Here is a 20668-nt window from a genome sequence, read left to right on the forward strand (position 1 = left end):
AGTACCCTCATCCCGGTTCAGCCGGGCGGTGGAACGCCGCGAGCGATTGATGTTCTAATCAGGTGAAATGATATTGATGTGTTCACTAATGCGAGCTTGATGCGTTAAGCTAAATTGCAAAGGTGCGCTGATACAGAATTGGAGCTTATGTGAAAATTAAATTAGTATGCCTTATCGTCCTTGGGCTCGGGCTGACTTCCGGCTCCGCGTCGTGGGCAAGGGGTGGCCACCATGGCGGAGGTCACGGCGGAGGCCATCATGTGGGTGGCCACCATCATTATGGGGGAGGTTTTTATCCGGGCTATGCCTTCGGTGCATATGGACTAGGATTAGGGATGGGTTATGGCCTGGGCTATTATGGTGGTTTTCGCTACGGTGGCTATGGCGGCTATGGCGGCTGGGGCGGGTGGGGTGGCTATGGCGGTTATGGTTATGGCGCCCCGTACTATGCCTATCCCCCCGTAGTGGCTGTGCCAACGGCTCCGCCAGTATATATTCAACAACAGCAACCGCAGCCCCAGCAAGCTGTGCCGCAGCCACAAATTAATTACTGGCACTATTGCAGAAATCCGGAAGGCTATTACCCTTACGTTAAAAAGTGCCCTGATGGCTGGTTGCAGGTAGCGCCGCAACCTTCCACCCAAAATTGAGACGAGAATTTACCATGACAAAAATGCATCACGGGGCGCCTTTACTGTTGGCACTGCTTGCGCCTTTTTTCCTGGCGTCGTGCGCAAGCATTCCCAGCGGCCCCAGCGTAATGGCATTGCCTGGCTCAGGCAAAACATTCGATCAGTTTCGTGAAGACGATACCTACTGCAAACAGTACGCGAGTGCGCAAATTGGGGGAGAGACGCCGAATCGCGCCTCGATACTCAGCGGCTTGGGAACTGCCGCCATCGGTACAGGTGTTGGCGCGGCGGCAGGTGGGGCTTTCGGCGGGGGAACCGGTGCTGCGATTGGCGCCGGTAGTGGCCTCTTGCTGGGCGGACTGATGGGAACCGGCACGGCGCGTGATTCAGGCGATATACGTCAGCAACGATACGATACGGGTTATATCCAATGCATGTACGGTAAAGGTAATCGGGTACCGGTATCCGGCCAGGTCATGGATAATTCCCGTAACCAGCCTTTGGGGGCGCCGTCCCAACCTTTATCGAGCCCTACAATGCCGCCGCCTCCGCCGCCTGGAAACCCTCCACCCCCACCGCCATAAACTCCGGTACTGTATTTGGTGCAGGTTGGCGGCAAAGCGCCCTATGCTTGGCGGATCTGATGCGCAAGGGCGCTAAGTGGACAAAATGGCCGGATGCCCGTTTTGTCACGTACGAGGTTACTGCTTCGCCTGTCGAGCGGTGAGGAAATCGCGATTTTCTCGCTCCTTTCTTGCCTTGATGAAATCAGCCAGGGATCTCGAAATGCTTCATGAAAATCAAATCTATTCTGTTGGTTCGAGAGGGCGTCTTGCAGGGTCAACGCGGCGAAGAAAGCAGTTCGAACAAAGCAAATTCCTCTCGCTACGGATGTTGATCGAGGCTTAACGTACGATTTTTTTCGTTTCTTGAGCTGACCCCTTTTACTGCCCTATGGGCAGCTAGTCTGCCCCGCCTCCACTTGAGGAAAATTTATCGAGGTATTTTTTGATGATGACTTTGCCCGGTATTTTATCCGCCTGGCTGAAGACAACGTAGTTGATGAGGCCGTGCACCGCCATAGCGATCAGCAACCCTTCGAAAATTCCCACCTTATAAACCAGCAAGGCGCACACCGTAGCCATGACCATCGCATATTGCCCGTAATGGATCACATGCCAAAGCCCCATAATCATTTTCCAGCCGGTAAAAATCATGATGGCGGCCAGCGAAAACTTGGGCAGATACTCCAGGTACTGTGAGTTCATGACGAAGAAGGTGATCACGATTCCGATTACGAGCACCGAGAACTTGGTCCTGGCACCCGCCAGCTTGTTGGTCGTACTTTTCGCCAAGCCGTCCAGATTGGTCATGCCGCCGAAGAAGCTTGCGCCCATGTTTCCTATCCACATGGCGAGAAGGCTATTGTTTGTATTGCATTTGCGTCCCAGCGGATCGATTTTCTCGATTGCGGCATTGCTCATGACCTGCTCAATAACATCGATCACAGCCAGCATTGCCGCAAAGCTGATTATATAAACCCAAGTCAAGGCACTATCAAAATGCGGCAGCGGCAGCGCGAGCATAAGGTCCACGTTATCCACGTGCAGCATCGGGACGGGCAGGAACTGCGCTACAACAATGCTCGCGCCGATCAGCAAAAAGTAAGGTACAGCAGGTTTGTTGTCCTTGTATTTGGAGAACAGGTACAAAAACGCAACAAATCCAGCCAGGGAAACAAGCGCCATCTGAATACGCGCCCCGTTCCAGAATACCTCGGCCGACTCCTGCTCTGCCGGTATCTCGTAAGTAAACGTAAGGAACTTCAGCGCTATCTTCAGGCCAACCCCTGCCAGGAGGCCCTCGACAAGATAGCTTGGCACAGCCAGCAAAATATACTTCTGCCAGTTGAATTTCCATATCAGGGCTTGCATCGCGGAGGTCAGGAAAATGACGAACGCCATGTTTTCCATCCCGAAGTTTGCAACACCCATCGCCAGCACAGGCGCGAGGCCTGCGGCGACCCCAGGTGCGCCAATATAATTGCCGGGTTTGATAAAAGCATTAATCCAGCCGATGAAACATGCAAACGCGACGGTTGCGAGCGCAACCTTGATGGGGTAATCGGACATCAACGCGATGCCGACAGACAGGGGAATGGCCATTGCGCCGGTTATGATGCCGGCTTGTATGTCGCGAGCGAGGTATCTCGCTTCAAATGCGGCAGAGGCCGGTTTAATGTCCAGCTGTATTCCGGCACCGGCCGCCGCAGGGTGTGAATGATCCGGCGATACGGGAATATCGTGGTGCTTGGTTGGAGACATATAGATCATTCCTTCCGAAGGTAACTGCTGCTGGTTTACTGGAATGTGCCGGGGGGTTGAAAAAAACCTGGGTTACGCCTGTCTGATCCCGGTAAATTTCCCTATTTTTTTGCCCTCTTTGATGCTCCTTTGGCGTTCCTGACAGCGTCGCGCGTCCTTGGGGACGTGCTGCGCTTCTGTTTATCGTAGGCGGAACCAACGTCATCATCTGCAAGGAAATCAGCAGCCATGTCTGAATCTGGCCTGACGAAGTCTACGCTTGCGCAAAACTGGATCGCGTCCGGTTCTATCTCACTGGGGATCGCACGTTCCATCGCTTCGAAGGGGGCGTGCGGCGACGCGCGGGGAAGGGCCGATACTTTCTTGTGGGCGCGGTCCGCATGAGATTTTGAAAGCATGTCAGCGACCAGCTTGCGGTCAGCATCGCGTTCCTGCTTGAGCTGCTGAAGCGCAACTGCCATGCGTTCCAGCGCGGGTTGTGCCGTCAGCATGAATTCCGAAATCACGCTACTCATGCTTTGCCCGCTCGCCCCGCTGATCCGACGCAAAATGGCGTGTTGCTCCTCGGTAAGCGTAATGGTTATACGTGGCTTGGATGTAGGCATATCTTTTCTCTTCTATGGAGCCGATAGTGATGCACCTGATGCTAGTGCATCACCTAGGTGATTGTCAACTGCATCTTTCGACGGGGCTTAAAGTTTGATGTGGTGGATTCAATAGATCAGTTAGTGGTTTGACGCTTATGGAGCGCGAGGAGATCTCAAGGGGTCTTGTCTTGCGCTGCTCATTTCGACAAATCACTGCAAAGCTTGGGAGGGCGCTATCAACCATTAGTCACGAGGTTAATCGAAACGGCGGCGCTAAAAAATATCGGGCGGCTGAAGCGGACGAGAAAACCTGGCAACGAGCGCTTCGGCCCAAGCCTTGCCGACTCTCGATGCTCATGGAGCATCGCGGGCGATATGGTGACTGTGTTCGCCCTTATCGCCCATGTGAATAGGCCAGGAGCTGCGCGGAAGGACGAAGCCGCTTGCACAGCACCCGGAGCTTGCGCCGCACCGGAAGGTCCGACCCGCCGGACTCTGTGCACGAGCTGGTGCGTCGAACTACATCATTTTTTACCGTGTGCTGGCGGAGGGCCGCACTGTGGAGATTTTGCGAGTGAAACATGCGGCGCGTCACGCGCGCCATGAAAGGCATCGAATTAATGCAAACGTCGAGATGCTCAACCACTCACAAAATTACTGGAAAACCCTGTGGATAACACGGTTAAGTGACTGCTTGCCGGTACATTCTCTACCTGGTCAGTATTTAGGCGCGAACCCCCCAAGACGGGATGAATTAATGCCTGATTGGAGATGCAGGATGTGAAACTGAACTCGGCTTTAGCTCTTTAGAGAGTCAGTTTCAGGAGGGGTTTTCAGGAGAGGTTTTCGGCCAGAAATAGATCAAACCTGTCCGTTTTCCACGCTCTCCGAAAAAAAGTCTTTCACGTTTCCAAGGCATTCCTGACCTTGGCGATGTCGACCTTGGGAGCACACATTATGTCATGTCGCATTCCCGACGTTCCAGCTCAACTAAGTCATCAGCGGTAGAACCAACGCCGCCGCATACGATAACTAATATCGTTTTATACCCTGATAACGCTGCAACTTTTTCGTACACTGCAGCGAGCGCAACGCCGCAAGCAGGCTCAACGACGGTTCCATGGTCTTTCAAAAACTGCAAAGAAGCGGAAACGGCCAACTTGTCCGGCAACACAACACTTTCGATTCGGTGATTTTTTGAGTATGCCAATGCTTGTGCACAAACTATGCGTGCTCCCAACGTCGTCGCAATACTCGATATGGTTGCAAGCTCGACAAGGCGTCCCGCGTTTAAGGATTTCGCATAGGAGTCCGCACCTTCAGTTTCAACAGCGATGACAGGCACATCGGCACCTCCATTCCGCTTCAATCCTTCTATAACACCGCACAGGAGGCCGCCGCCCCCAACTGACAGAACGATCGCATCAGGCTTTAGACCAGCAAGGAATATTTCATCAATTAGACTGGCATGACCTCTCCAAATCAGCGGGTCATCGAAAGGATGTATATATGCATCGGCAGGTTGCATAAGTGATAGTGCAAATCGGTGCGCTTCGTCCAAAGACTTCCCCTGGACTATAACTTCCGCATTCTCTAAGCACATCAAATTCACCGCCCGCTTCGAGGCTGTCTCAGGCACCACAATGATTACCGGTACCGAAAGGCGCCGTCCAGCAAAAGCAACTGCCAGCCCTGCATTCCCGCCCGATGACGCAATGAAGCGTTTTGCTCCTCGTTTTAAATATTCTTCGCATGCATACCCGATTCCTCTGGTCTTGAAAGAGCCGGATGGTTGCGCGGACTCCATTTTCAGCCAAATGGATTGACCCACTTTACGGCTAATCGAGTGGGATTCAATTAGTGGCGTTTCAATATATAGCGGCATTTATGATTTAAAGTTGGGCCTGACTTCAAAGAGAGGCAGATATTCGTACAACCACGCACGGGAGGTATCCCTGGGGCAATCCAAATTAATGTGACGCCCTCGAAGCAATATAATCGCGTTTCGCAAGTTGCGACACCGTCCTGTGGTGAACAGCAGATTCGGTGGCTTTCTCTGCCGCCAGCTTGTATTTTTGCACCAGGCCGACCGCAAGCCGTTTCTCGTGTTCCGCTGCTATTTCCAGCAGTTTACTCGCCCGGTTTTCAAACCGCCTGGCGAGGCCGTCGTGGTCGACAAAAGGCCTGATATTTTGTGCAGACACACTCGTGTCGTCCTTCTTTGCTTCTATTACACCGGTCTCCGAGCAGCCCGCTAGTAGGCCCAGGGTGGATATAGCCGCTACAAACTTTCTTATTTCTTTTTGCATGATAGGTAAACTCCAATGAAATGGATGAAGTGAAAGCCGCTTTATCGTAATGCGACCCATGCTTCGAATTGTACTCAGTATTACTATAAATAAAAGTAACATGTTTTGATTGTAATCATAATATTTCATTTATATATTACGGTACCTTGAATCCTAGCTGCAGCATCCTCGAATATGCCAAAAAAATGGTGATCTGATGTGGAAATTCCAGACCAGACAGAAAGTCAATTTTTCGGCAAACTTGACCTTGAAAGGAGGGCTGTTTGCAATGAAGAAGAAGCGGTTTTCAGTGGAGCAGATTGTGTTGGTATTGAAGCAGGCTGAGCTTGGGATGCGGGTGGCGGATCTGATCCGGGAGGTGGGTATCCTGGAACAGACGTTCTACCGGTGGAAGAAGCACAATGATCAAGGATCTTCCCAAGGTCCCAAACAATAAGGTGACTGTGACGCACCTCACAGCGATGCCAACCCGCAGACTCATGCTTATATTCTTGACTTGGCGTATGCGCTTTGTGCCGATAAAGCGGCGGGACGTGAAATTTGGTCCGGTGGCGCTGAACCGCTGGCCTTTGCGCCCAACTGTACCCGACTCAACTGCGGTACATGTGAGTGCAGGGTCCGAACTCCGATGATCCAGCAGGATATCCTGCTCGAAGCGGTTCGTGATGGTGGATGATGGAAGAGCGTTTATGGCCTGCGGGGAAGCTTGACGCCGCGGATGACCTTGTCCAGCTGGAGATCCGCTTTTTTTGCCGCTCGTTCGCTTTCTTTCGTTAATTCTTTCTGCACAAGGCCTGCGAAAGCGACCAGATCCTGCCGGGGGTATGCATCCTGCACACCAGAGTCCTGAAAGAATTCCGCAATCCAGCGCGCATCCAGTTCGGTGCTTCCTGCTTCCCGCACATATTCATCCGCTGCCATTTTGACGTAGTCCGTCAGTTTAGGCATCTTTTTCTCCTTGTTCATGTCTATAAATGAATTTAGGTCTACTATGGACACGTGTCAAGGAACCTCTATTCCATGCCGAGGACTATATGATCCAGCAAAATCTCAAGCTTAGCGATGTGGCCGTGGAACGCACTGAGCTCGTGGACTTGTGCGATGTGAAATTCGACAACAGTTTTGTGCGGTGCCTCCCGGGTGACCCGGTGACAAATAATGTGCCCCGTGCAGTGCGCGGAGCATGCTATACCCGCGTCGAGCCGACCCCGGTACGCGCGCCACGGCTGCTCGCCTGGGTCGAACCCGTGGGGGAGATGCTTGGCATCTTGCCGCCGGGCTCGCCTTTAGGCATGGCGGCGGACGTACTGGGTGGCAACCGTATCCTTCCCGGTATGCAACCCTATGCGGCACGCTACGGCGGTCATCAGTTTGGCCATTGGGCGGGGCAACTGGGTGACGGCCGCGCCATCACCCTGGGCGAGATACTCCGCCCTGACGGCAGGCGGTTTGAGCTGCAGCTCAAGGGCGCAGGCAAAACGCCCTATTCGCGCACCGCAGATGGCCGTGCGGTGCTCCGTTCATCAGTCCGCGAGTTCCTGTGCAGCGAAGCCATGCATTATCTCGGGGTGCCGACAACGCGCGCATTGAGCCTGGTTGCAACAGGTGAATCGGTAGTGCGCGATATGTTCTATGATGGCAATCCGCAGGCCGAGATGGGCGCCATCGTCTGCCGCGTCGCGCCCTCGTTCATACGCTTCGGCAGCTTCGAAATTCTTGCGGCCCAGGATGAGCCCGATGTACTCAAGCGCCTGGCGGATTACGTGATACGAGAGCATTTTCCTGAACTGCCGATACCATCCTCTTCTACACATTCGATATCTTCTCCTGTTTCCGTACCTTCGATTTATGCCCGCTGGTTCGAGGAGATCTGCCGGCGCACCGGCTTGCTGGTTGCCCACTGGATGCGCGTAGGCTTTGTCCATGGCGTGATGAATACCGACAATATGTCGATCCTGGGATTGACGATCGACTATGGCCCTTATGGCTGGCTGGAAGGTTTCGATTTTCAGTGGACACCCAACACCACGGATGCCCAGGGACGGCGTTACTGCTTTGGTAACCAGGCGCAAATCGCGCAATGGAATCTTATCCGTCTCGCGAACGCGCTCGCGCCCCTGATCGGGGATCACGCCGCGCTGGAGCGGGGATTAGCGGTCTATGGCGAAACCTTTAATAACACTTGGCGTGAAATGCTGGCCGACAAGCTCGGACTCGCCTCACTGAACCATAGAGATGACGATGCGCTCATCGGCGAGCTGTTCGATTTGCTGCAACAAGTCGAGACGGATATGACGTTGTTCTTTCGCGCCCTGATGGAAATTCCTGTGAATGGCACGCCCGGAAGCACAGCCGGAACAATGGGCAACTCGGCGATGGACAACTCGGGCAACCCCGGCAACGTAGATCATATGGATGATAGGGCACTGGCGGAGCTATTCCGGAAGGCATTCTACGATGAGCAGCGAGCATTCGAACCCGCACAGCTTGGCCGCCTGTCCGGTTGGCTGCGTCGTTATATTGCCCGGCTGCGCCTGGATGATAATCCTCCGGATCTGCGTTATCAGCGGATGAGCCGCGCCAATCCCAAGTATGTGCTGCGCAATTACCTTGCTCAGCAGGCAATTGAAGCGCTGGAGCGCGGCGATGCTTCTATCATTACACGGCTCATGGAAGTGCTGAAACATCCATACGACGAGCAGCCCGAGCATGACGAGCTTGCGGGCCGGCGTCCCGAGTGGGCGCGGCACAAGGCGGGCTGCTCGGCACTATCGTGCAGTTCGTAGCTTCCGAGGAATACCGGCGTACAGGCAAAAAAGGAGACAGGAAGGACCCGGTTTCTTGAGCTTGGGTTTCTTGAGCTTGGGCTTATTAAGATGAGTGCACCATGACGTCGCCATGGTGTTGTATGGGCTGCGCGGCGGTGTGCTTTACCAGTCGTGCCCTTTATTCTTGCTACAATTCGATATGGGCTGAAGCTAGGGTTCCATACAGTATCGTACGATGGGAAAACCACCTCTCGGTTGATCTGAAAGACCAAAGCAGATAATCGCTGGCGAGAGCTACCGCCTGAAAAATCAGCGTGTGGCGGGTATGGTAAAGAGTAAGCGGGAGATCGCTCCCAACGCATAAGCCGTATGCGAACGTAATGTGGGTGTATCAGTTTCAAATCGGCGTTCGCTGCAAAAGTGTGTCAGTTTTAAATCGGTATTGACATGGGCATCAACACCTACCAATACCGGGTCGTTGCAATGGAAGATTTCGTCATGAAGTCCAACCAGAATCTGGGAGAGGTCCTGGGTTTGGTTGATGTCTGTGGCGCCCTGAGCGGCGACTTGATGCAGGTTGTGTACGCGGCCCACGCTGATGGAGACGCCCAGAATGTCGCGCATGAATTCCATCACGCCACGGTAGGAGCTGTGGCAAATGAGTGTGAGGGCAAGAGCGACCTGACGCAGCCATACTTTGGTCACAGGGAGGTAAAACAGAACTCCATCATCACCAGCCGTTTGTCCAAAGGCATCCTCCAGTGCGTCCTGGGCTTTTTGTCTTTTGCTCGTGGATAAACTTGCGGCTGACCTCATTCTCAGCGGCGAGGTGGCTGATGTTGCCCGCACCTGCCATCGCCGGAATGGCCAGCTCGATACGTTGGACCGAAAGAAGCTTGGTCGCCGGAAAAGTCGTTGTGGTCATGCCGATATGCTGCGGTAAATGAAGGGCGGCAAGTATCCATGACATTGAAGATCGCCCCTTGGCTGGTCCAATGCAGTGCTGAAACCGTGTCCACGATCAGCCTGCAACGCCGTCCACGATAGGCTGAAATATGCACCCGGTTGCGAGACGGCCTTTCGGATATTGGCGGTTTCGATTGAATCATCGAAACCGCCATTTCTTCTGAACTGAACGGATTAAAATAGCCTACTGCTCGGGTGAAGTAAATCCCACGCTCGTATGTTCAGGATCCAATCCAGTGCCGAGGATAGAAACGAGATTCTTGACCGTTACCTCGTATTCGGTATTCGGTTCCAAATCTGCTTTCAAGTGCACAATAAAGCCGGTCACTGTATCCAATGTTGCGCTCGTCACCTTTGCGTCGGGGTTCAAGCTGTAGTTGGCCACGTTTGTTCCGCTGGCGTCATCCAATGCCAGGCTGAAGTTCAAAACAACGTCGGAATCCGAAATTGCCGCAGCTTGCTGGAGCGATATTTTTGAAAGCGACTCACCACCAGCGCATTCGGGCAGATTTCCACCAGCGATCGCGACATCCACCGTTTGCGACCGGCATGCCAAAGAGGGGTCGTTGAGCGGGTCGTTCGGATTGCCTTTGGCATTGGCGGGACTGACCAATTCAAAAAGGGCGGCCCATTGCTTCCTGGCTTCCAACAGATAAGCCATGGCCGGGGCACTGGACCAGCACAACTTGCCTATCACGCCAAAGGCGTACCAGTCAGCCTGGCCGACGCCAGAATAGCCGAAACTGTTCTTCGGCTCGCCGCCATAAAAGCACGATATGCCGTGGGCCATTGCCATGAACATACCTTCATAGTTGAATCCTTTCATTCTCCCTAATCCGCCGCTTACCACAACGGTCTGGCGCCCGAGGTACTCAAACGCATAAAGATTGGGAACGATATCCAAAATATCAAAATAGAAGTCAATGTCTGGATAGAAGCCGGCAAATTGCTTCACGATCGTATTAAACGTACCCTGAGAGATGTTATTGCTAATGGGGGCTTGGGAGCCATTCTTGGCAATATCGGCGGCTTGGTCCTGCGTGAACAAGGCTTGCGCGCCATACGGTATGTATGCGGTTGCCACGCTATAGGTTTTGAAGAGGCCCGCCGCCATTATTCGCCGGCCAACATCCTGGGACTTCATATTTGAACCAACGAATTCAAACAGCGCTTCGGCACGTTTTACGGTGTTGGCATGTGTTGTGTCATACCCCGGGGTTCCCAGTGTGGGCTTGGCCTCATAGCCATCTTCTTTCATCTCAGCGGGCAACTGATCGAAATAGAGTTGCAGGGTGTAGTCGCCGGCCACCACGCCGCCAGCCAACAACAAATGGCCATCTGGTTTTTTGTGCCACGCCTGGTCGGTGGAAATGTGATGCACACCGCCATCATAGGAACCGATGCTGATCAAGTCTAAGCTCACCGGGTCGCCATCTTTGTCCACCAGTTGCTGACCGGGACGCAGCTTCTCTGCCCTGGTGTATTTGCCATCTGCCAACAGAAATACCTGATCTGTACTGCAGATCAACTCATGGGGGGTTTTTCCGGTCAGGGAAATGTAGACCATCATGGGTTGGTGACCCTTTGAACCGGTGCCTGCACTGAAGTTCACCACCGCCTCTGCCCAGTTGATTCCCAGCTTGCCATCAGAAGAGTCTGCGGATCCCGCCATGACCGCCTCGCCTACCGTGAACAGATAAATAGCTTTGCCGCCGCCTGGAATCGCAATAACGGTATCGTTGGCAAAACAGCTGCAACAACAATAACAAAATGAAGGCCCCCAACCAGTACCCTGGGCTGCGCATTGGGCAAAAAATGTGGGGGCCGGGAAGTACAAATACGACTGACCATTCGTACACGCCGTACATTGAACCGGCGTATACATCGTCGCATCTCCACCGTTACCACAGAGGGAATGGTACGACGCGCTTTGGTTAACAACGTCTTGACAATGGTAGTCACCACCACACAGGGGCAGCATGCCCTGCTGGGTCAATTTTTGATTACATACAGTGGAATCGTAGCCCATATTTCACTCCTTGATTAAAATTTATGAATATCGATTGCGTGACTAAATGACTGAAATTCGTTCTTGTTATTTGGAAAACAACTTCATCGTATCGCCTCCTTTTTTGTATCTGCATTTACAAATATTCCCTCTACTGACATCCAATCCGGCCATTGGCCGATTTGTCAGCCTCCCTGGGGAATGGGTTCGTTCCAGCGATTGAATCCTGGGCGATCAGGATGCGGCTCGGGACAGGTGTCGCTGGGTCTACGGGCCTTCACCGAAGCTACGCAACCACACTTGCTGCATACCGACCGCTCATCCGCAGCCGCACCGGCAATGGCGTACAAGGTTCGTTGATGCTCAGGCGGAGCCGTGAGGTTTGGACAGGCACTACACAGTTGGAGCCGGTTGCGGTAGGTATCTTCTGAAACTGTTGAAAAGCCGGTCTTTACCCAGCGCGCCAAAGATTCGCCAGCATTTACCAGCAAGGTTGTCGTGCTCAAACTCTCTGTTGCGGCTATTTCCGGTGGGTTGGCAAGCAGATGTGCCAAAAACTGCGGCGCCCCCCGGCAAACCAGCAAATGGTTGGCGTACGTTGAATCTGCAAGGGCGGCCTTCAGCACTGCTTCGCTTACAGGTTCGTTCAGTCCCAGTGTGGCCCCCATCTCCATGCATTGCTGCTCCATGCTGCTTACTGCGATTGTTTCCATTACGTCTCTCTCCTATGAATTACGGTCTATGGGTTGCGGTTTATTGGTTGTGCAATTTGAATCAAAATACTTTGGCGTCATACAGGGCAACCACCTGCAAATCCAGCAGTTTTTTGCCATCGATGAAACCGCCGCTCAGCAGTGGGCCGAGCGAGGTATCTTGAAGATTGAATTGAAGTTTCCAGGCTGCCGACAGCGTCTTGCCATTCCATTCTGGTGCGTCGATCACCGCCTGCCCTCCCGTGATGGTGAAGGCCGGGGCCGTAACCGTGCACGCCGACAAGGACAGAAAGCTTGCACCGTCCTGGATTTTTATTCCAGCAGCAACAGTCAGTTGCAGAATTATTTTGCTGTATGTGAGGCTCTTGAAATAGCCAAGCTGCGCTGGATTAACATTCAGGGTCAGCGTCTGGTTGGAACCGTCACTATGGTCGACTAGAAAAGTTTGCCAAGCACTGCTTTGCATACTACCGTCAACATAAACCCCACCCGTAAGAGGTGTCTGACCCAAAGCAGTCTTCACCTGCGTTTCCAAATTGCCATCGAAAAGCGCCGAGTAACGTAGCGTAATGATCACGTCCGACAACTGTTCGAAATCAAAGCGGTTGGTATCCAGGGGCATGCTCAACGTCCAGTCGGAAACCGCACCGGTGTTCTCAAAAGGCAGATAGCGTTGATCCTGGAAATCCAGCGTAAATAAACCAGAATCATCCAGGCCGCGTGAGATCGCAATGCTCTGGTTTTGCGCCCAATTCTGTCGCACGCCCTTTGGCATGTCACCCGAAGGGGCGAGCAAATACTTGACTGCTTCTATGGTGCCATCGGTCGCCACACTGTTTTTGGTTTGCGTCAAAATCGCCTTGATGTTCTGGTAAGGCCCCACCACCGCCGGTATGGAGACCGATACGGTTTTGACCTTGCGCGAATATTGGCCAGGGTAGTCGTAGTCGAATAGTGCTTCAGTCAGCGAGAATGAACAGGCACCCGTGGTTTTGAGTGTCAACAGCTGGTCGGGCGCAATCATTGCCAGCGAGATGGTTTTTTCCACCTCCAGGCGGCGCTTGTCACCGGTTTGGAAGCTGGCGTCCATGCGGTTGAGCGCAAGCCTGAGCCCTTCGCCCGCAGTCAGGCCTTTGTGCAAACTATCCCAATAGTCGAACGACAGGAAGGTTTGGTCACTATCCGATTCGAACTGGTAGGCGGCCTCGGCCTGGCGCGCGACCTGCAAGGCCAGCGAATAGGTCTGGAAATAGACCGCACTCAAACGACCCATCATCCATTGGTATAAATCCTGGTTGGTAAATTTACCCTTCAAATAGCCTTCAATGGCTTTGTTCTGATCAATGGTTTTCTTCTGCACGGCCAGGTCTTGTTGGGCCGACTGAAGTTGCAAATTGGTGGCCACAATTTGCTGGGTGAGACTGTTGGTATCGGCTTGGGCAAGTTGTTTCTGCAAGCCCCAATCTTGGCTGCGCCGGTCATAACCACCCATGGTGGAAGCCCGCTGCGCGATGTAGTTGCTGATTTCAGCACCAATCTCGAACACACCGGAGGCAGCATTGACTGCGGAGCCAATCTGGATGCCGCCATAAGTCATTGCAAAAGGTGAGCCGACTTGGGGAACCGCGTAGGCGATGGTGGCCGCTGTTTTGCTGATGCTTCCGAGGATGTTTGCAGTCAGAGCCGCCTCGGACGCTGACAGGCTGGTCTGCTCATAATTACTCAAGCCGTTGTTGATCAAATCGGTGTAAAACTTCAGGCGATTGTTGGCGCCACTTAGCGCGGCGCTCTGCGATTGCAGCGTGGCCTGCAACTCCGCAATGCGATCCAGTCGAATCTGGGTCGTCATCTCAAGAATCTGACCCTCTTGATTGGTGCGCAATGCCGCCAAGGCTTCCGCATCATTTTTCTCCAGAGTGGACAACAGTGAATTGCCCAGTTCGATCAGAATGCTGCAGAGATTTTTCGCGGCGCTTATTGCCGGACCGAAACGATAGGGCGATAGTTGTGGCTTGGAGGACGCGCCTGCCAGAACATTATTGCCCGCCAAAGATGCCTTGATCAGATCCAGCGGATTGATCGGCGGCTGGAACAATGCCAGCGAACGGGTCACGCCCTCAATATTCATGGAGTTGTTGATCTTGTACATCCGATCCTGAACCGTGTCCCAGCGGCTCATCAGGTTGCTGTTTTCAGGTACACAGAAATAGTCGTACAAATCGTTGAATGCGTGGCCCATCATCGGGTTGTCCGAGCCGGAACCACCTGGTATGAAGTGCTCCAGATCGATTAGGAACTGGGGAATACCATCCGGATATTTCGCTTTGATTTGCGCGAAGTCCAGCACAATGCCGCTGCCAGGGCAATCGCCGACCTTTTCTGGTTTTGGCCCCAGCAAATCGTAGGCATAGACATACAACATGTAGGCCCCGGTGATGGATTCCCAGGAATCCTGGGTGAACAGCTGATCGCCCCAGGCAAGCAAGTTGTCGATGTATTGCATCAAGGTCGATTTTTCGAAAGCACCGATGCGCAAGCGGGCAATCGCAAACGGATCGAAAGGATCGTCGTTGTAGACTTTGACGGCCGGATTGTCGTCAGAGAGCATGTCCTTCAGGGTTTGCAGCGTGTGATTGCGGAAGGGGCGGAACTTCCAGAAGTGGCTGGACGGGGCACTCAACTGGTAGTTGAGAAGGATGTTGCGGACCATCAGGACCTGGTCATTCGTCAGCGTTGGATCAGCCGTTTGCAAAAAGCTGAGGTCCGTACTTGCCGTGAAATCGGGATTCACCTCCCCCGCGCCGCTCAAGATCGATACGGCAGGCAATGGGGGATTTTTTTGGAGTTGTGTGACGATAGTGCCGGCCTGCTGCATCGAGATCGCCTGACCGGTCTCATTGAAAATCGTATCGGCAGCGACATATTGCTCCGGCACAGTCGGATTGAAAACATATTGCAGCCAGATCTGGGCCTCTTGAAATTGCTGGTTGGTGTTCAGGCTATAGGCCACCAACATCGGTGTATGGTAGAAGATCTCCCAAAAATACTGTCCATACAGCCCATCAAAATCAACTTGCGTGGCATCCAGTGCGCTAGGCCAGTTCAGATTTGATTTGGAGGGTGTAAACCGGTCAAATGGCAAAACGGGTACGACCGGAATTTCCTGGGTTTTCAAATTCAACAGGCTGTCAACACCATTGACAAACAGGGCACGGCTGATCTTGCTGACTGCGCCGGTGGACAGGCGCGTGACGTCAAAGTGGAAATCACCGGTTGAGGTGAAGTTTGCGGCTGAGCCTCGATTGGTATAGGTCAGGGCAATGGCTTTTGGCGCCTGTGCGAGTATTCGGTAAATTCCTGCAATCTGGCTTTGCGATATCGTCTTGAGCAATAGCAAGTTGCCCAAACATAGCTGTACATTTGCTCCGGTTAGGTGTTCTTCATCAATGCGCCCATTCGGGTCAACCAAAGGTGGCAAGGTTTGCAATGCCGCATAGATTAGTTGCGAATCTGCATAACTAATTTTGTCGCTTACAAAAGCATCGTCAAATATGATTGGCGAATTTCTAAGCGCGTTGAGTAGGTATTGAAATTGAGCCGCCGTAAGCCCAAGATTGAGCAATATTGCCTGCAGATAGGCAACAGTGACGTTAGGCGCGAGGCGGCCATTTTGAACGAGGTTAAATTGGGTCAGTATGGCGAAGATTTGTGCGGATACGCTCGCCTCAATGCTTCCAGGGGTGGTCCCTTGGTATTGCATGATCGCGAAGGTCGGCTCAATGCGCGGGTCTCCAACCGTCAGGCCTTCGGCAAATGTGGAGAAAGACTGTACTCCCTTGCTATCCTCCTTCGGAGACAGCAGGAAAATCTCGTCTTGCACGAAGAACAGGAACCAACCCGGTTGTGTGCCAACCGGCACTATCTTGGTCGAGCTGCCGCCAACCGAGCTGAATAACTCGGTAGCATCCATATGGTCAAGCAAGACTTGCAGCGCGGCCGAATACTGCAACGGGCCAAATTGGTTATAAACAGTCATTGCCGACAGACCCGAATAGAGATCCAGCGTAGCCATCGCGGCCGACAACACATTACCTTTCGCATCGATGACGTTGGCTGCCAGCAATGACTGGTAAATTTGCAAACTTTGGGCGGATGAAATCCCGGTACTGATAAATGAGTAGCCGTTGACTGAAGTCGCCTTGCTGCCCGAAGTCAAACCAACTGTGCCCCCGGCATTGCTATTGTCGGTAATAGGCTGGCCGCTTTGGGATATCTGCATGATGTCGCCGGAACTTTGCATTTCGGCGCGAATCAGTGACAGCGGCGTCTGCTGGAGGTAGGGGTCCGCAAGCAAGAATTCCTGGCGCTGGACCAGAACATCACTCTCAAGGCTGAGGTTCAAAACGGACACTGGACGCAGTTTGACGTTGCCGGACAACTGCCCAATCACCATCCGGTTATGGTCTTCCGCGCGGCGATGCAAACTGGCCCAAAAACTCCCCGCATTGGGATCGGTGGTAGGCGGAGACGTCTCCGCGTTCATCACGGCGCCAGTATCCAATACATTGGGGCCATACATCACAACCAGCCGCTCAGCCTCTGCCTTGAACGACGGTGGGGTCACATAATTTTGCGCATTGACATTGAAGGCAAAAACCTTGTTCCAACTGGCGGCGCCTATGTCGAACAAGCCATCAAAAATTGCCTGATCCTTAAGGGTAATCTTGCGGCTGTCATCTGACTGGAACAAAACGACATCCTGGTCCACGAGGGTTTGTGGTTGCACCCATTCCCCCTTCTGGTTCAAAAAGGAGTACATGACCGACACAGTGTAAGTAACACTATTACTGGTTGTGACCGTACCGTCATTGCCGGAGACCGCGGATGTATTGTTCTTCTTTACTTCATTCCAGAAAAGGAAGGGGCGGCTGAAAGCATAGACCAGTGTGCAGTTCGGGGAATCGATGGACAGGTCGATCTTTTCCCACGGTGTCCAGGGCATGCCAGCGGGCTGGCTGCAGTAGTAAAAGGTGTAGGGTCCGGTTTTGGTGCGCGATAGTAGATAGATGGTATCGGTGTCGTTTATTCTGGTCCGATAGGCGTCGACAGGCTTCAATTGGGCTACTTCTGAGAAGCCGTTGACGTAGGTCGCGAAGGCTGAACTGACATATGCCTTGGTTACGTCCGATTGCTGCAATGTTTGCGAAAGCGCTGCAAATTGCGGGGTTGTATTCTTTCGAAGGCTTGGGATCAGATAGTTTTCCGGATAGACAAAGATCTCGCGATTGGCTTCCCAAACCCGGTAATTCATCATCCATTCCCACCACACATCCTGCACCTGCGTCATATCCACGACACCAGGCTCCAACTGAAGACGGCAGCGCTGCAGATAGAGCTGTGACGCGTTCAATGCCTCTACGATGTATGAAATCGTGGTGGTGGGCCCCATCTCCACATCGGTCAACAGGAACTCGTAAACATTGCGCGCGTTTTTTATCGGCGCATCGTCTGTATTGAGCTGGGATAGCACCAGAGCCAACAAAGCATCGCGCAGGTGCACAGCCAGATTGCCGGACAACAAGCTCCAGATCTCGTCCCATTTTGGGCCATAGACACTGGCCACTCTTGCCATGACGGCAGCTGCAGTTTGGTTATAGGTAGGCCAATTATTAAGTGCCTGCAGGTCAGCCAAGGCAACGACTGAATCCATGAATCCGGGATTGGCGCCCAGACTGCGCATCAGGTTGATGCATGTCTGCAAATTCGCCAATCGCAAGCTGACGACGATTACATTGCCTAGCGGACCCGACAGAAGCTCCTCCACCACGCTTGGCTCCCAGCCGGTTGCCTTTTGCAGCACCAGCAAGCTGTCCGCAGGCGGCGCCCCAATGGACGCAAGCCGGATATAGCTCAGCAGGTTCTGTTGCAAGTCCCCATAGTCTTGCATCATTTGCTGGACCTGCCAGATGCTCTGGATGGCATCCCATGACAGGGAGTCAAATGCAGTGGTCAATTGATAGGCTTCAGGATATGCCGCCACATTTGCCAAGATGGCATCGGCAAGACCTAGTGACTGCGCCATGATCAGCCAACGCGACACCCATTTCAATACTGCCTGGACATAGTCCCCATATTTGGGTGTCTTGCCGTCACTATCCGGCGTTAAGAATGCGACCGTCCAGTCTGTCACTCCGGCCGGTAGCGTCACTGCGGCCAGTGCCATCGACATCGCGGCATTCACCACGGTGTTGTCGGCACCAAAGAGTACTGCCACCTGAGCTTGGATATCACTCGCAGCAGTGGGTGACGATAGGGGCACAATGACCCACAGGCCTTGTTGCCATGCCTCCACGTTGTCAGGTTGATAGAGCGGGTTGACGTAGACACTGGGAATTCCGTTAACGATGTAGTCCAGCTGGTAGAGCGACAACCCTATTTGCGTCAGCCACTGGCCTTTGTCCGTCAGGCTGTTGATCTCCAAGACTGTCGGTGTTGCTGGTGTCTTGACCGCCGCAAGCTTCAACAGTAAGAGATAGCGACTCATCGGCAATTGCAAGCTGCGGCTTAGCAGTACATGCCGATACAACACCGAAATCGTCTGCACCGTCAATTGCTGCGGCTTGTTCACTCCAACCAAAAACAGCCCCAGTGCATTGACATCGGCAAGGCCAATCCCCAATCCGGGCAGCACCCGGTTGATGGCATTGATGTCTGCAGTCAGTTGCGAACCGGGTGTCCATGGCAGTGGTGTATCGGTGTAGCCAGGATTCAGCGGATTTCCGGATGGATGGTAGGGCGCGTTATTGGCCACAATGGCCGTTGAATTGAAGAGTTGGTCAAACGCAGATCCCGCTGCGTTGACTCCTTGCCCATAGGTCTTGATCGGGCCCAATAGCACGGAAGACGTTGGCAAGTCCAATCCCAGCTTGGAGCCTGCTGCGATGAGTAATTGCAGTGAAGTTAAAGCGTCATTGGAAATGATCGGTGTAGCCCCCGCCTGAACGCATCGCAATGCCCAGTCGATGTCAACAGCGGGTTGTCCAACAACCGCAACCAAACGCTGGAAGCGGTTGATTTGATCCAAAGACTTCACGCCCAGGTTGCTCAGAAGCGCGGGCTGATCCTTTTGTTGAGTCAATGCAACCCATTTCCCAGCCAATCCTTGGTTGATGAAGAAGTTCACCTGCAGACCGGCCTGCTGCTCCGAATCGGACAAATCCTGATTCAACAGCGTCAACATATCAACAAAGCTCATCCAGGTTTTGGCCATGAATGTGTCAGCAACATTCAGTGTGCTGATGTCGCTAACGTTGTAGTACGGTGCTACCTGGGCATTGGTCGTGAGTTCGGTCGTAATGATTTGTTGCTGGTCTGGCGAAAGCCCCAGGCTCTGCGCTGACACAGTGCTCGGTGCAGCTTTCCAGGCAGACAATATCTGACCATAGCTGACCCCGACCTTGTCCAGCAAAACGCGAATCTGATCGAGAGGGGCGTTGAAAGGCAAGGCCTGCGGATAGACCAGGGTAGTCGCCACCTGCTCAAGCACATCAGCACCGGTGACTTGCGCCGCTCTGGCGATCAAACGTTCATTGACGATTTGCAGGTAGGGAACTGGTGTATTCGCATTGGCACAGGTCAGTTCGATTTGCCAAATGTCCGGGCGTCGGGTGGTGAAGAGAAACTGCGGGTCAATGGTTCCAGTATTCGGAGTGGTGACATACTGGTCAATGATTCTGAGCAGATCTACCAAATAAGCCGCCGGGCCAAAGATGGAGCGACATTCCGGGCAACCGCAATAATCCAGGGAGCCAAACATGTCCTGGTAACTGGGGAGATTCTGAAAGGTCTGCTTGAGCTGGGCGCTGACGGTGTCCATTCTGGAATTGCGAAAATAGGACGATGCGACGGCGCCGTTTACCGACGCCCACAAATGCATGGAGCTGTTGCGAACACCCATGGCACGCTGATGCAAGTTTTCCGCTGCCTGCGCATCAAGACCCAAGGGGCCGCCGTGCTCCGCCACAAAAGACTTGAGAGGTATGCGCGCCAAGTGGTTTGCAGAAATGATTCCACGCCCCATCAGCCCCTGGGCCACATCGGGGTCCGGATGCAGGTTGAGCAAACGCTGATAGGTTTTCAGCTCGGCCACTTTGCCGGCCATATTGTCCTCGGTGATTCCAGCCGCTCCAAGCTTGGCTTGCAATTGTGACAATTCATCCGGGTTGTGAAAATCAACCTGACGAACGTCAAAGCCTGGATCGGCTTTGTAAAATGATGCCAGACTACTGTCTGCGATTTGCGCGGTATCGCTTGTCATGTATTTCTCCCTTTATCTGGCTTTATAAAAAAACACGCATTCTG

Annotated in this window: 15 protein-coding genes and 1 pseudogene; 6 read left to right on the forward strand and 10 right to left on the reverse strand. The window is 53.2% G+C overall.

What is annotated here, in order from left to right:
• The first annotated feature begins 149 nt into the window (after positions 1 to 149).
• Entirely contained in the window at positions 150 to 650 is a 501-nt protein-coding gene (locus tag BLS94_RS07340) for a hypothetical protein (RefSeq protein WP_371130242.1), read from the forward strand.
• A 14-nt stretch (positions 651 to 664) separates the two neighbouring features.
• Positions 665 to 1216, forward strand: coding sequence for a hypothetical protein (locus tag BLS94_RS07345; protein WP_090959094.1), 552 nt, complete (start codon positions 665 to 667; stop codon positions 1214 to 1216).
• A 378-nt stretch (positions 1217 to 1594) separates the two neighbouring features.
• Here BLS94_RS07345 and BLS94_RS07350 read toward each other — a convergent pair whose 3' ends face one another.
• Both BLS94_RS07350 and BLS94_RS07355 read right to left on the reverse strand, forming a co-directional pair.
• The gene (locus BLS94_RS07350) at positions 1595 to 2956 is read right to left on the reverse strand and encodes a SulP family inorganic anion transporter (protein WP_090959211.1); all 1362 of its coding nucleotides are present in this window, start codon (positions 2954 to 2956) and stop codon (positions 1595 to 1597) included.
• Between the two features lie 101 nt (positions 2957 to 3057).
• Positions 3058 to 3561 (reverse strand): hypothetical protein, encoded by a 504-nt coding sequence (locus tag BLS94_RS07355; protein WP_090959097.1) that lies wholly within the window; start codon positions 3559 to 3561, stop codon positions 3058 to 3060.
• A gap of 128 nt (positions 3562 to 3689) precedes the next feature.
• On the opposite strand from BLS94_RS07355, the pseudogene BLS94_RS07360 reads away from it, so the two are divergent.
• Together BLS94_RS07360 and BLS94_RS15430 are read left to right on the forward strand one after the other, a co-directional pair.
• A pseudogene (locus tag BLS94_RS07360) lies at positions 3690 to 3890 on the forward strand (helix-turn-helix domain-containing protein); the annotation flags it as partial.
• Between the two features lie 74 nt (positions 3891 to 3964).
• Positions 3965 to 4327: a type II toxin-antitoxin system RelE/ParE family toxin gene (locus BLS94_RS15430; protein WP_371130247.1), complete on the forward strand. Its 363-nt coding sequence runs from the start codon at positions 3965 to 3967 to the stop codon at positions 4325 to 4327.
• 171 nt (positions 4328 to 4498) lie between these two features.
• On the opposite strand, the gene BLS94_RS07370 is transcribed toward BLS94_RS15430, so the two are convergent.
• Together BLS94_RS07370 and BLS94_RS07375 are read right to left on the reverse strand one after the other, a co-directional pair.
• Positions 4499 to 5428 carry a pyridoxal-phosphate dependent enzyme gene (locus BLS94_RS07370; protein ID WP_090959104.1) on the reverse strand — a complete coding sequence of 310 codons (930 nt, stop codon included), beginning with the start codon at positions 5426 to 5428 and terminating at the stop codon, positions 4499 to 4501.
• An 85-nt stretch (positions 5429 to 5513) separates the two neighbouring features.
• Positions 5514 to 5852: a hypothetical protein gene (locus tag BLS94_RS07375; RefSeq protein WP_256325324.1), complete on the reverse strand. Its 339-nt coding sequence runs from the start codon at positions 5850 to 5852 to the stop codon at positions 5514 to 5516.
• Between the two features lie 268 nt (positions 5853 to 6120).
• Between BLS94_RS07375 and BLS94_RS07380 the strand changes: the two genes are divergently transcribed.
• The gene (locus BLS94_RS07380) at positions 6121 to 6288 is read left to right on the forward strand and encodes a transposase (RefSeq protein ID WP_256325325.1); all 168 of its coding nucleotides are present in this window, start codon (positions 6121 to 6123) and stop codon (positions 6286 to 6288) included.
• Between the two features lie 251 nt (positions 6289 to 6539).
• On the opposite strand, the gene BLS94_RS07385 is transcribed toward BLS94_RS07380, so the two are convergent.
• Positions 6540 to 6800, reverse strand: coding sequence for a hypothetical protein (locus BLS94_RS07385; RefSeq protein WP_090959106.1), 261 nt, complete (start codon positions 6798 to 6800; stop codon positions 6540 to 6542).
• A gap of 86 nt (positions 6801 to 6886) precedes the next feature.
• Between BLS94_RS07385 and BLS94_RS07390 the strand changes: the two genes are divergently transcribed.
• Positions 6887 to 8638 carry a protein adenylyltransferase SelO gene (locus tag BLS94_RS07390; RefSeq protein ID WP_090959109.1) on the forward strand — a complete coding sequence of 584 codons (1752 nt, stop codon included), beginning with the start codon at positions 6887 to 6889 and terminating at the stop codon, positions 8636 to 8638.
• 291 nt (positions 8639 to 8929) lie between these two features.
• Here the strand turns inward: BLS94_RS07390 and BLS94_RS07395 are convergent, their stop codons facing one another.
• From BLS94_RS07395 to BLS94_RS07415, 5 genes are all read right to left on the reverse strand, one after another.
• On the reverse strand, positions 8930 to 9244 hold the full coding sequence (locus tag BLS94_RS07395; protein ID WP_143021663.1) for a hypothetical protein: 315 nt from the start codon (positions 9242 to 9244) through the stop codon (positions 8930 to 8932).
• A gap of 106 nt (positions 9245 to 9350) precedes the next feature.
• Positions 9351 to 9590 carry a hypothetical protein gene (locus BLS94_RS07400; RefSeq protein WP_090959115.1) on the reverse strand — a complete coding sequence of 80 codons (240 nt, stop codon included), beginning with the start codon at positions 9588 to 9590 and terminating at the stop codon, positions 9351 to 9353.
• Positions 9591 to 9770: 180 nt separating this feature from the next.
• Positions 9771 to 11615: an Ig-like domain-containing domain gene (locus BLS94_RS07405; RefSeq protein ID WP_143021664.1), complete on the reverse strand. Its 1845-nt coding sequence runs from the start codon at positions 11613 to 11615 to the stop codon at positions 9771 to 9773.
• Positions 11616 to 11779: 164 nt separating this feature from the next.
• On the reverse strand, positions 11780 to 12307 hold the full coding sequence (locus BLS94_RS07410) for a hypothetical protein (RefSeq protein WP_090959121.1): 528 nt from the start codon (positions 12305 to 12307) through the stop codon (positions 11780 to 11782).
• A 61-nt stretch (positions 12308 to 12368) separates the two neighbouring features.
• Entirely contained in the window at positions 12369 to 20624 is an 8256-nt protein-coding gene (locus BLS94_RS07415) for a Tc toxin subunit A-related protein (RefSeq protein ID WP_090959124.1), read from the reverse strand.
• Positions 20625 to 20668 lie beyond the last annotated feature (44 nt).

This window comes from Nitrosospira sp. Nsp18, from assembly GCF_900103145.1.
In the GTDB taxonomy this organism is placed as follows: domain Bacteria; phylum Pseudomonadota; class Gammaproteobacteria; order Burkholderiales; family Nitrosomonadaceae; genus Nitrosospira.